The organism is Vibrio sp. SCSIO 43140 (assembly GCF_023716585.1).
In the GTDB taxonomy this organism is placed as follows: domain Bacteria; phylum Pseudomonadota; class Gammaproteobacteria; order Enterobacterales; family Vibrionaceae; genus Vibrio; species Vibrio maritimus_B.
Map to the genome: position 1 here is coordinate 405,828 of NZ_CP071850.1, position 13,901 is coordinate 419,728.

Below are 13,901 nucleotides of genomic sequence, written 5' to 3' on the forward strand. Positions count from 1 at the left end.
TTTTTATGTCTGAAGTCATGGTGAGAACGCTTCAAAAAGCCCTCGTCTGCGCATGGATGAGGAGAAAAACGAGTTGTTGTACATATAGCGTGCGTCATTCCTGCGCAGGCAGGAATCTACTCAAGGCTTGGTGAGCGCTTCAACAAGATCCCTGCCTACGCAGGGATGACGATAAATTTAATGAGGGGAGGTATCCAGCGGGTTAGTAACTATCTTCTGACCAGCCATCGCTGTCTGACATGTCTGGTGCGCCCGGAATGGTGTTCTCTTCATCCGCCCACTCACCAAAATCAATCATTTGGCACTGCTTAGAGCAGAATGGACGAAACGGGCTTTCTTCACCCCATACCACGTCTTTTTGACATTGTGGGCACGGGACAACGGTTGGTTTACTCATAATGGTTCCTGAGTGCGGCTATTAGGTAAAGCTGAACTAGCTACAAACCGCTAATTCAAATTCGATATCGTTAGGGTAGGCTTGCCCCGACTCAAAGGCAATAAACTTCACTGAAAAACGGTTTTTATGCCCAGATACCATTGGATACACGCCATAGTGCATGGGAATATTGAGTCGCAATATATTGGCTTCTTCGGCATCACTTTGGAAAAATCCAGCGCGTGCAATCTGTGGTTTAAAGCGACCTGTTTCGCGCGTTAGTTTGAGCCACATGTGTAGGGCATCCATTAATGGCTTGAGTGAACTTAGCCATTTTTCCGCATCGTGCATTCGCTTATCGAGCGGTAGGTGCAACCAGTAGTGCAAAGTCGGAAGATCAAAGCAGCATGAACCACCAGGCAAGCCAAATCGTTGGCGAATGGTGCTTAAGAATCGGTCCTCTTTGAAAGATTGTCCAAATCGTTCAGCTGCCATCAACTCGCGATGGACACCATCGAGGTCACGAAGAATAGAGCCCAGCATCTCTTGATCAACATCATCGACGTTCAGCCAAGCACGGTAGGTTTGTCTCTGCTTCTCAAGATCTTTCGCCAACTCACTTTTTAGCTGGATCTGTTCGAAGATCTCCAATAAATCAAATATGGATTTGAAGAAGATTTGGTGCTGGTTGCTATCTGAAAAAGACGAGGAATGTTGTAGCTGTCTCAGTAGAGATTCAACTCTTAGGTAAATTCTTGTTTTTTCATTAAGAGGGTGTTCGAATCTATTTGTGATCATCTGCTAGCCTTTAAACGCTTCCATGCTATTTTCACCGATTTTTACCGCATAATGCTAGGTACTTTTGGTGCAATTGTGTGACTTGGGGCAAAAGTTGAGCGTTGTCAGTATTATTATCAATCACATCATCAGCATGCATTAGCCGTGTGTCTCTATCGACTTGTGCTTTGAGTATAGAACGCACCTGTTCCTCAGGCACCCCGTCACGTGTCATTGTTCGGTTAATTTGTGTCTGGGCATTAACATCGACGACCAACACTCTGTCCGCCATACCTTGAAGGTTGTTCTCAATCAGCAGTGGCACAACAAGTAATGTGTACGGACTTGTCGAGGCTTGAAGCCTTGTTAGCATTTGCTCTCGAATCATTGGATGAAGTAGGTTGTTCACCCAAGTTTTCTCTTCATCATTCGCAAAGATACGTGTCCGTAATTCAGCTCGGTTGAGCGAGCCATCTGGTTGCAAAATATCTGTGCCAAAGTGTGTCTCTAACGCTGCTAATCCCTCAGAACCGATATCAACCACATCTCTTGCGACCACATCGGCATCGACAAGTTCAATTCCAAACTCATCACGAAACAAATTTGCTACCGTGGTCTTGCCGCTTGCGATTCCACCGGTTAAACCAACAACAAACCCCATTAATACACTCCTGTCGTTATCGCAAGATAGGCATACGTAACCTGGCTGCCCCACAGTGCGCTGACCCAGCCAGCAATGGCAAGGTAAGGGCCAAATGGAAACGCCGTATCGATGCCTTTGCTCTGCATTCTAAGCTGAATGAGACCAAACACAACGCCTACAACAGAAGAAAGTAGAATAATCATAGGAAGATACTGCCAGCCTAACCATGCGCCGAGCGCTGCGAGCAGTTTAAAGTCACCATAACCCATCCCTTCTTTACCTGTTGCTAGCTTGAACAGCCAGTACACAGACCAGAGGCATAGATAACCCGCGATGGCGCCAATAACAGAATCCTGAAGTGAGATAGGAGAGATACCCAACAAGGCTAATGCGACCCCAACCCAAAGCAGTGGCACAGTGAGTTGATCTGGGAGCAACATAGTATCAAGGTCGATAAATGTCGCACTGATGAGTACCAAGGTCATACCAATAAGCGCAACACTGTACCAGCTAAATCCCAAGTACCATGCGACGATTCCACACATTGCGGCGGTGAGCAGTTCAACTAACGGATAACGGCTGCTTATCTTGTTATCGCAGTGGCGACAGCGGCCTTTTAGGATCAGCCAGCTCAACACGGGGATATTATCTAGGATGCGAATTGGCGTCTTACATTTAGGGCAAGCACTGCGTGGCACGCTGAGATTGTACTGTCCCTCTGGGGGCGTGATTTTGTACTCTGGAAAAGCCTCGGCACATTCCTCTCGCCAACCGCGTTCCATCATAATAGGCAAGCGATGAATCACGACGTTGAGAAAGCTGCCCATAATCAAACCAAAAATGGTGGCGAAGACAACGAACAACCAAGGATAATAAATCAACACGTCCATTTAGGGTTACACTGGCAATAAATCAATAAGTTAATGTCTATGTTAGCCTATTACTGTCATTAAGTTAAAGATGGGAAGGTACATTGCGACTACAAGTCCACCGACTAGGGTTCCCAAAAAGACAATGATAAAAGGCTCGAGAATCTTACCGAGGTTATCCACCGTGTTGTCGACTTCTGCTTCGTAGATGGATGCAACGCGATTCAACATATCATCCAATGTGCCAGACTCCTCACCTATCATCACCATCTGCAACACCATTTCTGGGAAAGCATTGGCTTGCCGCATCGCTAAGTGGATAGGAACACCCGCAACAATATCAGTGTGGATCGATGTGATGACCTGCTGGTAGAAAAGGTTATCCGCCGTCTTTGCACTGGTTTGGATGCTCGATAAGATTGGGATACCTGCACTAAAGCTAGTAGAGAGTGTGCGGCTAAACTTAGCAATGGATGCCTTGGTAATCACCTGTCCGATAATAGGAACAGTAAGGGCTAAACGGCTGGTTGATAGACGAATGGCGAAACTTCGTTGCCTCGCGACTTTTAGCCCTAAGGTGCTAATAATGACTAGGTTAACGACTAAGAATCCATTTTCCTGAAACCATCTTGATAGATTAAGGACTTGAACCGTAAACCATGGCAGTGAAGCATTAAAGCCGCGAAACATGGATTCAAACTCAGGTACTACCGTGGTTAGCATGAGATAGGTAACTCCGAGTGAGACCAAAAGAATCATCACAGGATAGATAAGGGCTTTTACAACTTTTGAGCGTAGCATTTCTTGTTTTTCCCGATAATCGGCCAAGCGTTCAAATACCCCTGCGAGATTCCCTGAGTTTTCTCCCGTAGCGACCATATCAACGTAAAAGCTGTCAAAATGGCGGCTAGCGACTTGCATGACTCGTGATATCGGTGTGCCTGCCTCAAGCCCTTTACTGATCTGTGATAGTACAGACTTCATTTCGGCTTTAGATTGATTGTCTGCGATGAGCTTAATGGCGTGGACAATCGGTATTCCAGTACTGAGCATGGTCGACAGTTGTCGAGTGAGTACCGTAATGTCCTTACTATTGATGCGTTGAGTCAGTCTTGTCCAAGTAGATAGGCTACGGCGTTTTATCTTTCGGACTTGGATATGCTGCTGCTTTAGCGACGCTCTAGCTTCCATCTCGGTGATGGCGAGCGTTTGTCCAGAGACTTTTTTACCTTGGTTGTTCACTCCCTTCCAGTGGAATGCGCTTAGTGTTGGCTCAGTCTTACCCACTATATTCTCCCGATACTAAAAGTAGAGCACGCGTTGCAGCTCGCTGTAGCTAGTAATACCAGCGATTAGCTTTTCCACACCAGATTGCTTTAGCGTCTTCATTCCCTGAGCCTTAGCAATAGCTTCTATCTCATTTAGGCTTGCGCTAGCAACTATCGCGCTGGCGAGTTCATGGGTAAACGCCATTACCTCATAGATGCCGGTCCTTCCGAGATAACCATGATTGCAATGATTACAGCCTTGCTCGTTGGCGAGGTAGACTATCGACTCATTGGGAATGTTGAGGGAGTGACGAAGTTGAGGGGACATTGGGTCTGGTATCTTACAACACTCACACAGCTTTCGTGCTAAGCGCTGAGCAATGATCAACGATAGAGAGGACGACAGGTTGATAGCGTCGACACCCATGTTTTTGAGCCTAATGACGGTCTCTGTGGTCGAGTTGGTGTGCAGTGTAGATAACACAAGGTGGCCCGTTTGAGCGGCCTTGACTGCAATTTCGGCGGTTTCGATATCTCGGATTTCGCCGAGCATGACAATATCGGGATCTTGTCTTAAAAAAGATCGAAGGGCGGTAGAGAAATCAAAGCCGATCTTTGGATTGATCTGAACTTGATTGATGCCCTCAAGATGAATCTCAACCGGATCTTCAGCAGTAGAAATATTACGCTCTGCGGTATTGAGAATGCTAAGTCCAGTGTATAGCGAAACGGTTTTTCCACTGCCAGTGGGGCCTGTCATTAGGATCATACCTTGGGGCTTTTTTAGTGCGGTGAGGTAAAGCGATTTTTGTTGCTCGGTATAACCTAGCTGATCAATGTTGAGCTGGGTGGCATCGGCGTCCAAAAGTCTTAACACGATTTTCTCACCCCACACTGTGGGTAGGGTTGAAACGCGCATATCGATAGAGGCTGCTTCAGAGAGTTTCAGTTTCAGTCGACCGTCTTGCGGTAAGCGCCTTTCGGCGATATCAAGTTTAGCCAAGATCTTAATCCGAGCTGCCAATCGACGACTAAGCTGCGTCGCAGGCTGGTGAGTCTCTATCAATATGCCATCACAGCGTAGCCGTATTCGATAAGAGTGCTCATAAGGTTCGAAATGAATATCCGAGGCTTTTTTGCGCACGGCATCCGTCAATACCTGATGAATAAAGCGACTTACAGGAGAGTCATCTTGGGAGAGGTCTTCGACGTTCTCGAGCTCCGAATCGCTGATTGGGACTAGGTTGCTTAGTGCTTCAGAAGTCAGCTCTCTAAAGCTAGGATTGATGCCCTTATGGTTTTCGCCATAAAGACGCTTAATGGCCGATGTGATATCAAGGCAATCACAGATGACGAGCTCTATCTGTAGTCCGGTCGCAAAACGAAAATCGTTTTCTAACTCGACAATGCTCGGGTCGGATATTGCGATAGAGAGGGTGTGGCTACTTTGCTTGAGCGGAATTGCGTGGTTTTTTACAATTAGCTCGCGTAGTCCTGCTGTTCGACACAGCTCTATGTAGTCGTAGTCATGCAGTTGTTTAGCGGGCAGAGCAAATAGTTTCTCTAAAGCCGAAGTTAAGTCTTGGGCTGTCAGCCAGCCCAATTCCACAATGATTGATGGAACAGACTCCATACTTGATTGCGTGCATTCTACTAGACGATCTTTTTGACTCTCTGAAATAATTTGAGCTTCAGCAAGAACGCTAGGTAGCCTACTTATGCTCAAAGCTAGTTACAGCCTTTTGGAAGCAATTCACTATCAATATTTGCTGCTTGGCAGCTCCAGCTTCCTTCGACAGTTCTCACAAGGTCTAGGGTATTTCCAGCCACCTTAGGGCTTGATTTTCCGGTCTCAAAACTTACGCGAATGGTGCCTGCTGCTCCGCTGTTGCCCGTTAAGGTAATAGTACCCAGAGCATAGGATTGGGGAATGCCATAGCTTGCGGCACTTGCTGGATTCGGAAACTGACCATTTGATAAGGTTTCCGTTTCAATAGGCGTTCTTAATGCAGACAAAGTTGCAAGGGCAGACGATGTTTCACTTTTTGCAATATAGTTTTGGTAAGTAGGTAGTGCCACTGCAGCCAGTACCCCGATCACCGCGACGACAATCATTAACTCAATCAAGGTAAAACCTTGTTGCTTGTTTGCTTTGTTCATTTGTATTCCCTTAACTAAATTAGTTGCACTTAGCGAACATACTCCTGAGATTTAACCCAATAAAGTTAATGGGTTAACGCCTAGAACAGGTTCTAAAAAATGAAGGCCCATTGCATGTCGTTGCATTTTGGGTGCGACTGACTCTGAAGGATAAGGACTAGCGCGGTTGATTAAGAGGGAAAATCGTCGGATGAGGGAACACAAAAAAGCGAAGCTCATAGCTTCGCTTTTTACTGCAATGATTTGATCAGAACCTAGGGATTAGTCTTTGAATCTCATCGATAAGTCCATCGCTTTAAGATGTTTGGTGAGAGCGCCAACCGAGATGTAGTCAACACCTGTTTCTGCAAATTCAGCGATGGTTTCCATGGTTACGTTGCCCGAGTTCTCAAGCGCAGCGCGTCCAGCATTCAACTCTACCGCTTGACGCATCATATCCGTCGTAAAGTTATCGAGCATGATGATATCCGCGCCAGCATCTATGGCTTGTTGTAGCTCTTCAAGAGATTCAGTTTCGACTTCGACAGGTTTTCCTGGGTTTAGCTGTTTCGCCGTCTCGATGGCTTTAGTGATGCCACCGCAAGCGATGATGTGGTTCTCTTTAATAAGGTAAGCGTCGAAGACACCAATACGATGGTTGTAACCACCGCCACAGGCGACTGCGTATTTTAGTGCACTGCGAAGACCAGGAATCGTTTTGCGTGTGTCTAGTAGACGACACTGCGTGTGTGCGATTTTCTCTGCGTATTCAGCGGTCACTGTCGCGCAGCCAGATAGCGTTTGGATGAAGTTCATCGCGTTACGCTCTCCAGTCAGCAAAATGCGAGCCGGGCCCGTTAGGGTGCACAGCACTTGGTTTGGCTCTACTTTGTCACCGTCTTGAACGTGCCATTCAATGCGGACTTCGCCACCAAGCTGTTTGAATACTTCGTCTGCCCACATTTGACCACAGAACACACCATGCTCACGAGTGATGATCGTTGCGACGTTTTGAGTCTCAGCCGGGATAAGGCTTGCCGTGATGTCTGCGCTCACATCCAGTGTCCCACCTAAGTCTTCACGTAGCGTGTCTGCCACGGCACGAGTAATTTCTGAAGGGAGTTGCTGCTTTAGATATTCAAGACGTTCTTGGCTGTTGTGTGTGTTTTTCATCGCTTAACGTGTCTAGTGGGGGAACAAAGTGGGCATGATACTCCTGCTTGTGCGGAATTTCAGCATCAAATCTCGCATTTTATTGGCTGTCGGATAAAATCAAAGCGATAGCGATGTAGATAGGCTCAAAATATATGCAAAACCAAGATAGACCTTATGGTTCACAGGGCTTTTCCGGTATTGACGAACAAGGTTGGTATCAAGCTGCGCGACGCGTGGTATCCCCCCATTTTGATGCGAGGCCAGACGAAGAGGATGTGTCGCTGCTGGTGGTGCATAATATCAGCCTGCCACCGGCACAATTTGGCGGCCCCTATATAGAAGATTTCTTTCTCGGACAGCTCGATGCATCGAGTCATCCCTTTTTTAAGGTGATTGAAAAGATGAAAGTCTCCGCACACTGTTTGATACGCCGTGACGGGGAGGTAGTGCAGTTTGTTCCCTTCAGTGCCCGCGCTTGGCATGCTGGTGTTTCGAGTTTTGCAGGGCGTGCAAGGTGTAACGATTATTCGATTGGAATAGAGCTAGAAGGAACCGATTATGTCGCTTACACCAACGCTCAATATGCGAGTTTACAACGTCTTACACAATCGCTAATGGCTCGGTATCCGCAGATCACTCGTGAGCGCATCACTGGTCATCAATACATAGCACCGCTAAGAAAGAGCGATCCAGGTCTAGTTTTTGACTGGTCGCGTTTCAAAAATACATTGTAATAAAAGATTCACTCCTGCCCATTTGAGCAGAATTCGTGGTGCTTTTTAAGCATCACGATTTATTTTGTTATTCAAATTATAAATAACCAGAGCACTGGTTATTCCTTCTTTACGTGATATTGGTCAATTTCCCTTGTCTGACAAATAAACTCCTTTCTTATTGATTTTTAAGGGTTTTCATAGCACGTCATTTACCCGATAAGTTTCTCGTATGTAATTGGTCTGACCAAGGGTGTTGATGTTTTAATCTATAAATGTTTCATAACGGTTAATGCAAGGCCGGTTCTATGATGTGAATCAATTTTTCACTAGACATTGGTGTTTTAAATGTGTTAATTTTTACCCTAACTTATAAATTGGTAATACCAATTAACAGCTCTAGAAAGTAGAAGAATAAAAGAATAATAGTTATGGCTTATCAAAGGATCCGTCAGCCGAAACTTTCGGATGTTATCGAGCAAGAATTGGAACGCTTGATTGTTGAAGGAACGCTTTCAGCAGGGCAGCAGCTTCCACCTGAACGTGAGCTGGCAAAGCAATTTGATGTTTCTCGACCTTCTATTCGAGAGGCAATTCAGCGACTTGAAGCGAAGAAGCTTCTAACCCGTCGTCAAGGCGGTGGCACGTTCGTTAGCGAGAACATCTGGAAAAGTTTCTCTGATCCCTTGTTAGACCTCCTATCTTCTCACAACGAGACTCAGCTAGATTTGCTTGAGGCTCGTCATGCTATGGAAGGTATCTCTGCTTACTTCGCTGCATTGCGTGGCACCGATGAAGATTTTGCTCAGATTGAAGCATGTTTAGGCAATATTCGGACAGCACAAGAGTCCGGCGACGTTGAGGCTGAAGCCTCCGCGGTCATGGCATTTCTTGTGGCACTAACAGAAGCTGCACATAACGTTGTGTTGCTGCACATTGTTCGAAGCCTAGCACCGTTACTTGAGCAAAATGTTCTACAGAATTTAGAGCTATTACACCGCCGCTCTGAGGTGGTGGAGAAAGTCAGTAAACACCGAGCTAATATCGTTGAAGCGATCGTCGCTGGTCAGCCAGAAAAGGCGCGTGAGATGTCGCATTCGCATTTAGCTTACATCGAAGAAACATTGTTAGATTTGACTCGAGAAGCGTCTCGTCGTGAGCGCTCTTTGAGGCGAATTCAACAAGATAGTGATTCTTAAAACTAGAAACGCTTACTTTAATTAAGTAGATCCAACCAACAGAAGGATAGATCGCCATGTCTGACATGAAGCATGACGTAGATGCACTGGAAACTCAAGATTGGCTTCAAGCACTTGAATCCGTTGTTCGTGAAGAAGGTGTAGAACGTGCACAATTTCTACTAGAAACCGTTCTAGAGAAAGCTCGTTTAGATGGCGTTGATATGCCAACAGGCATCAACACTAACTACATTAATACTATTCCAGCAGCACAAGAGCCAGCTTACCCTGGTGATACAACGCTTGAGCGTCGTATTCGTTCGATTATTCGCTGGAACGCAATCATGATCGTATTGCGTGCTTCTAAGAAAGACCTAGACCTTGGTGGTCACATGGCTTCTTACCAGTCTGCAGCAGCATTTTATGAAGTGTGCTTCAACCACTTCTTCCGTGCTCCTAACGAGACTGACGGTGGCGATCTAGTTTACTATCAAGGTCACATCTCACCAGGTATCTACTCTCGTGCATTCGTAGAAGGTCGTCTGACTGAAGAGCAGCTAGATAACTTCCGTCAAGAAGTAGACGGTAAAGGTATTCCTTCATACCCACACCCTAAACTGATGCCTGAGTTCTGGCAGTTCCCAACAGTATCTATGGGTCTAGGTCCTATTTCTTCGATCTACCAAGCGCGTTTCCTTAAGTACCTAAATGGTCGCGGCCTAAAAGACACTTCAGCTCAGCGTGTTTATGCCTTCCTGGGTGACGGTGAGATGGATGAGCCAGAATCACGTGGTTCACTTTCTTTCGCTGCGCGTGAGAAACTAGACAACCTATGTTTCCTAATCAACTGTAACCTTCAGCGCCTAGATGGTCCTGTAATGGGTAACGGTAGCATCATTCAAGAGCTAGAAGGTCTATTCAAAGGCGCTGGCTGGAATGTTGTTAAGGTTATCTGGGGTAACAATTGGGATGCACTACTGGCGAAAGACACGTCAGGCAAACTTCTACAGCTAATGAACGAAACTGTAGATGGTGACTACCAAACATTTAAATCGAAAGATGGTGCATACGTACGTGAGCACTTCTTTGGTAAGTACCCAGAAACCGCTGCACTTGTTGCAGACATGACTGATGACGAAATCTTCGCGCTTAAACGTGGTGGTCATGATTCTTCTAAGCTGTATGCAGCATACAAGAACGCGGCAGAGACTAAAGGTCGTCCAACAGTAATCCTAGCTAAGACTGTTAAAGGTTACGGCATGGGTGAAGCGGCTGAAGGTAAGAACATCGCACACCAAGTTAAGAAGATGGACATGACGCACGTTCTACACTTACGTGATCGTCTAGGTCTTCAAGACATTCTAACTGATGAGAAAGTAGCAGAGCTTCCATACCTGAAACTTGAAGAAGGTAGCGCGGAATATGAATACCTGCACGCTCGTCGTAAAGCTCTAAAAGGTTACACGCCACAGCGTCTACCTAAGTTTACTCAAGAATTCAAAGTGCCAGAGCTAGAAGAGTTCGCGCCGCTACTAAGCGAGCAGAAGCGTGATATCTCAACGACGATGGCATACGTTCGTACGCTTAATATCCTGCTTAAGAACAAGAACATTGGTAAGAACGTTGTTCCTATCATCTGTGATGAAGCTCGCACGTTTGGTATGGAAGGTCTATTCCGTCAGATCGGTATCTACAACCCGCACGGTCAGGAATACACGCCAGAAGATAAAGGTATCGTTTCTTACTACAAAGAAGCAACGTCAGGTCAGGTTCTACAAGAAGGTATCAACGAGCTAGGCTCAATGGCTTCTTGGGTTGCAGCGGCAACATCATACAGCACTAACGATCTACCAATGATTCCGTTCTACATCTACTACTCAATGTTTGGTTTCCAACGTGTAGGTGATATGGCATGGATGGCTGGTGACCAACAAGCTCGCGGTTTCCTACTAGGCGCAACGGCTGGTCGTACAACGCTAAACGGTGAAGGTCTACAGCACGAAGATGGTCACTCGCACATCATGGCGAACACGGTTCCTAACTGTATCTCTTACGACCCAACTTTCGCTTACGAAGTTGCGGTAATCATGCAAGACGGTATCCGTCGCATGTACGGTGAGAACCAAGAGAACGTGTTCTACTACCTAACAGTGATGAACGAAAACTACGCAATGCCAGCAATGCCAGAAGGTGCTGAAGAAGGCATCCGTAAGGGTATCTATAAGCTTGAGTCTTACGCAGGTGACAAGTCTAAAGTTCAGCTAATGGGCTCTGGTACTATCATGAACGAAGTACGTAAAGCAGCGACTATTCTAAGCGAAGAGTACGGCATCGCTTCTGACGTATTCTCTGTAACATCGTTCAACGAGCTAACTCGTGACGGTCAAGACGCAGAGCGCTACAACATGCTTCACCCAGAAGCAGAAGCGAAAGTCCCTTACATTGCACAAGTAATGGGTACTGAGCCAGCAATCGCGGCGACTGACTACATGAAGAACTACTCTGAGCAAGTTCGCGCATTCATGCCTACTGAGTCTTACAAAGTACTTGGTACTGATGGTTATGGCCGTTCAGACAGCCGTGAGAACCTACGTCGTCACTTCGAAGTTAACGCAGGCTACGTGGTAGTTGCAGCGCTAACTGAACTAGCGAAGCGCGGTGATGTTGAAAAGTCTGTTGTGACTGAAGCAATTGCTAAGTTCAACATCGACACTGAAAAAACTAACCCACTTTACGCTTAATACAGCGCTTAATTAGAAGGTAAATAAGCAATGGCAATCGAAATTAATGTGCCTGACATCGGTGCGGATGAGGTTGAAGTTACTGAGATTCTTGTAAGCGTTGGCGACAAGGTGGAAGAAGAGCAGTCTCTAATCACTGTTGAAGGCGACAAGGCTTCTATGGAAGTTCCAGCGTCTCAAGCAGGTATTGTTAAAGAAATCAAAGTAGCGGAAGGCGATTCTGTTACTACGGGTTCTCTAATTATGATTTTCGAAGCCGAAGGTGCAGCAGCAGCTGCTGCACCTGCTCCTGCGGCTGAAGCGGCTCCTGCAGCGGCTCCAGCTCCAGCAGCAGCGGCAGCAGAACTGAAAGAAGTTCACGTTCCAGACATCGGTGGTGACGAAGTAGAAGTTACTGAAATCATGGTTAAAGTTGGCGATGCAGTGGAAGAAGAGCAATCTCTTCTAACTGTAGAAGGCGACAAAGCTTCTATGGAAGTACCAGCACCATTTGCAGGTACGGTTAAAGAGATCAAGATTGCTGAAGGTGATTCAGTAACAACTGGTTCTCTTGTCATGGTATTCGAAACTGCAGGTTCGGGTGCGGCAGCTCCAGTAGCAGAAGCTTCTGCAGCACCTGCAGCAGCTCCTGCGGCATCGGCTGAAAAAGAAGTAAACGTACCAGATATCGGCGGTGACGAAGTTGAAGTTACTGAAGTAATGGTAGCGGTTGGCGATACAGTGGAAGAAGAGCAATCTCTTATCACTGTAGAAGGCGACAAAGCTTCTATGGAAGTACCAGCACCTTTCGCTGGCACAGTTAAAGAAATCAAGATTGCAGCTGGCGATAAAGTCACGACTGGCTCGCTAATCATGACGTTCGTTGTGGCCGGCACTCCGGTGGAAGGCGCAGCGCCTGCACCTGTTGCAGCACCTGCACAAGCAGCGGCTCCAGCAGCAGCACCTGCGTCGGCGGCTCCAGCAGCGAAAGCGGATGCAGCACCACAAGCTAACGACTTCCAAGAGAACCACGAGTATGCGCACGCGTCTCCAGTCGTTCGTCGTCTAGCTCGTGAGTTTGGTGTTAACCTAGCGAAAGTAAAAGGTACGGGTCGTAAGAGCCGCGTACTGAAAGAAGACGTTCAAGCTTACGTTAAAGATGCACTTAAGCGTCTTGAGTCTGGTGCTGCGGCATCTGGCAAAGGCGGTGACGGCTCAGCTCTTGGTCTACTACCTTGGCCGAAGGTTGACTTCAGCAAGTTTGGTGAGACTGAAGTTCAGAAGCTTTCTAAGATCAAGAAAATCTCTGGTGCTAACCTACACCGTAACTGGGTAATGATCCCGCACGTTACACAGTGGGATAACGCGGATATCACAGCTCTAGAAGCGTTCCGTAAAGAGCAAAACGCTATCGAAGCGAAGAAAGATTCAGGTATGAAGATCACGCCACTTGTGTTCATCATGAAAGCTGTTGCGAAAGCACTTGAAGCCTTCCCTGCATTTAACTCTTCTCTATCGGAAGATGGCGAGAGCATCATTCTTAAGAAGTACGTAAATGTTGGTATCGCAGTGGATACGCCAAACGGCCTTGTTGTTCCTGTATTTAAAGATGTGAACAAGAAGGGCATCTACGAGCTTTCTGAAGAACTAATGGTTATCTCTAAGAAAGCACGTGCAGGCAAGCTAACTGCTGCAGATATGCAAGGTGGCTGTTTCACTATCTCAAGCCTAGGCGGTATCGGTGGTACGGCATTTACACCTATCGTAAATGCGCCAGAAGTTGGTATCCTTGGTGTGTCTAAGTCTGAAATGAAGCCAGTATGGAACGGTAAAGAATTTGAGCCGCGCCTACAGCTTCCACTTTCACTATCGTACGATCACCGTGTGATTGACGGTGCGGAAGGTGCACGTTTCATTACTTATCTAAACAGCTGCTTGAGCGATATTCGTCGCTTGGTACTTTAAGGCAGTTTGATCCCTCTAGCCTCCCCCAACCGGGAAGCTAGAGGGGTAAAAAACCAAATTCATACAACAATTCCCATTGAATTGTTGTCTAGCTCACA

Annotated in this window: 12 protein-coding genes; 4 read left to right on the top strand and 8 right to left on the bottom strand. The window is 46.6% G+C overall.

The window, feature by feature from the left end:
• Positions 1–202: 202 nt before the first annotated feature.
• From yacG to nadC, 8 genes are all read right to left on the bottom strand, one after another.
• Entirely contained in the window at positions 203–397 is a 195-nt protein-coding gene (gene yacG / locus J4N45_RS02160) for a DNA gyrase inhibitor YacG (RefSeq protein WP_128647938.1), read from the bottom strand.
• A 36-nt stretch (positions 398–433) separates the two neighbouring features.
• Positions 434–1,174 (bottom strand): cell division protein ZapD, encoded by a 741-nt coding sequence (gene zapD / locus J4N45_RS02165; protein ID WP_234494579.1) that lies wholly within the window; start codon positions 1,172–1,174, stop codon positions 434–436.
• Positions 1,175–1,205: 31 nt separating this feature from the next.
• A complete protein-coding gene (gene coaE, locus J4N45_RS02170) occupies positions 1,206–1,814 on the bottom strand; it encodes a dephospho-CoA kinase (RefSeq protein WP_252013341.1) in 609 nt (202 codons plus the stop codon).
• Complete coding sequence (locus tag J4N45_RS02175; RefSeq protein WP_252013343.1) at positions 1,814–2,686, bottom strand: prepilin peptidase; 873 nt, start codon at positions 2,684–2,686, stop codon at positions 1,814–1,816. Before J4N45_RS02175 ends, coaE begins: the two co-directional genes overlap by 1 nt.
• Before the next feature lie 42 nt (positions 2,687–2,728).
• Positions 2,729–3,955 carry a type II secretion system F family protein gene (locus tag J4N45_RS02180; RefSeq protein ID WP_252014637.1) on the bottom strand — a complete coding sequence of 409 codons (1,227 nt, stop codon included), beginning with the start codon at positions 3,953–3,955 and terminating at the stop codon, positions 2,729–2,731.
• A 12-nt stretch (positions 3,956–3,967) separates the two neighbouring features.
• Positions 3,968–5,653 (bottom strand): type IV-A pilus assembly ATPase PilB, encoded by a 1,686-nt coding sequence (pilB, locus tag J4N45_RS02185; protein ID WP_503056846.1) that lies wholly within the window; start codon positions 5,651–5,653, stop codon positions 3,968–3,970.
• An 8-nt stretch (positions 5,654–5,661) separates the two neighbouring features.
• Complete coding sequence (locus J4N45_RS02190) at positions 5,662–6,093, bottom strand: pilin (protein WP_252013347.1); 432 nt, start codon at positions 6,091–6,093, stop codon at positions 5,662–5,664.
• Positions 6,094–6,354: 261 nt separating this feature from the next.
• On the bottom strand, positions 6,355–7,245 hold the full coding sequence (nadC, locus tag J4N45_RS02195; RefSeq protein ID WP_234494573.1) for a carboxylating nicotinate-nucleotide diphosphorylase: 891 nt from the start codon (positions 7,243–7,245) through the stop codon (positions 6,355–6,357).
• Between the two features lie 134 nt (positions 7,246–7,379).
• Here nadC and ampD point away from each other — a divergent pair, with 134 nt between their 5' ends.
• The 4 genes from ampD (at position 7,380) to aceF (ending at position 13,803) form a co-directional block, all read left to right on the top strand.
• On the top strand, positions 7,380–7,961 hold the full coding sequence (ampD, locus tag J4N45_RS02200) for a 1,6-anhydro-N-acetylmuramyl-L-alanine amidase AmpD (protein WP_252013350.1): 582 nt from the start codon (positions 7,380–7,382) through the stop codon (positions 7,959–7,961).
• A 410-nt stretch (positions 7,962–8,371) separates the two neighbouring features.
• Positions 8,372–9,139 carry a pyruvate dehydrogenase complex transcriptional repressor PdhR gene (pdhR, locus tag J4N45_RS02205; protein WP_042475867.1) on the top strand — a complete coding sequence of 256 codons (768 nt, stop codon included), beginning with the start codon at positions 8,372–8,374 and terminating at the stop codon, positions 9,137–9,139.
• Between the two features lie 56 nt (positions 9,140–9,195).
• Entirely contained in the window at positions 9,196–11,859 is a 2,664-nt protein-coding gene (aceE, locus tag J4N45_RS02210) for a pyruvate dehydrogenase (acetyl-transferring), homodimeric type (RefSeq protein ID WP_252013352.1), read from the top strand.
• A 30-nt stretch (positions 11,860–11,889) separates the two neighbouring features.
• On the top strand, positions 11,890–13,803 hold the full coding sequence (aceF, locus tag J4N45_RS02215; RefSeq protein ID WP_252013354.1) for a pyruvate dehydrogenase complex dihydrolipoyllysine-residue acetyltransferase: 1,914 nt from the start codon (positions 11,890–11,892) through the stop codon (positions 13,801–13,803).
• Positions 13,804–13,901: the final 98 nt, after the last annotated feature.

Excerpts from the sequence above, each read along its gene's own strand:
- coaE (WP_252013341.1), bottom strand. The coding sequence starts at position 1,814 with ATGGGGTTTGTTGTTGGTTTAACCGGTGGAATCGCAAGCGGCAAGACC.
- zapD (WP_234494579.1), bottom strand. The coding sequence starts at position 1,174 with ATGATCACAAATAGATTCGAACACCCTCTTAATGAAAAAACAAGAATT.
- J4N45_RS02190 (WP_252013347.1), bottom strand. The coding sequence starts at position 6,093 with ATGAACAAAGCAAACAAGCAACAAGGTTTTACCTTGATTGAGTTAATG.
- nadC (WP_234494573.1), bottom strand. The coding sequence starts at position 7,245 with ATGAAAAACACACACAACAGCCAAGAACGTCTTGAATATCTAAAGCAG.
- ampD (WP_252013350.1), top strand. The coding sequence starts at position 7,380 with ATGCAAAACCAAGATAGACCTTATGGTTCACAGGGCTTTTCCGGTATT.
- yacG (WP_128647938.1), bottom strand. The coding sequence starts at position 397 with ATGAGTAAACCAACCGTTGTCCCGTGCCCACAATGTCAAAAAGACGTG.
- pdhR (WP_042475867.1), top strand. The coding sequence starts at position 8,372 with ATGGCTTATCAAAGGATCCGTCAGCCGAAACTTTCGGATGTTATCGAG.
- aceF (WP_252013354.1), top strand. The coding sequence starts at position 11,890 with ATGGCAATCGAAATTAATGTGCCTGACATCGGTGCGGATGAGGTTGAA.
- aceE (WP_252013352.1), top strand. The coding sequence starts at position 9,196 with ATGTCTGACATGAAGCATGACGTAGATGCACTGGAAACTCAAGATTGG.
- J4N45_RS02175 (WP_252013343.1), bottom strand. The coding sequence starts at position 2,686 with ATGGACGTGTTGATTTATTATCCTTGGTTGTTCGTTGTCTTCGCCACC.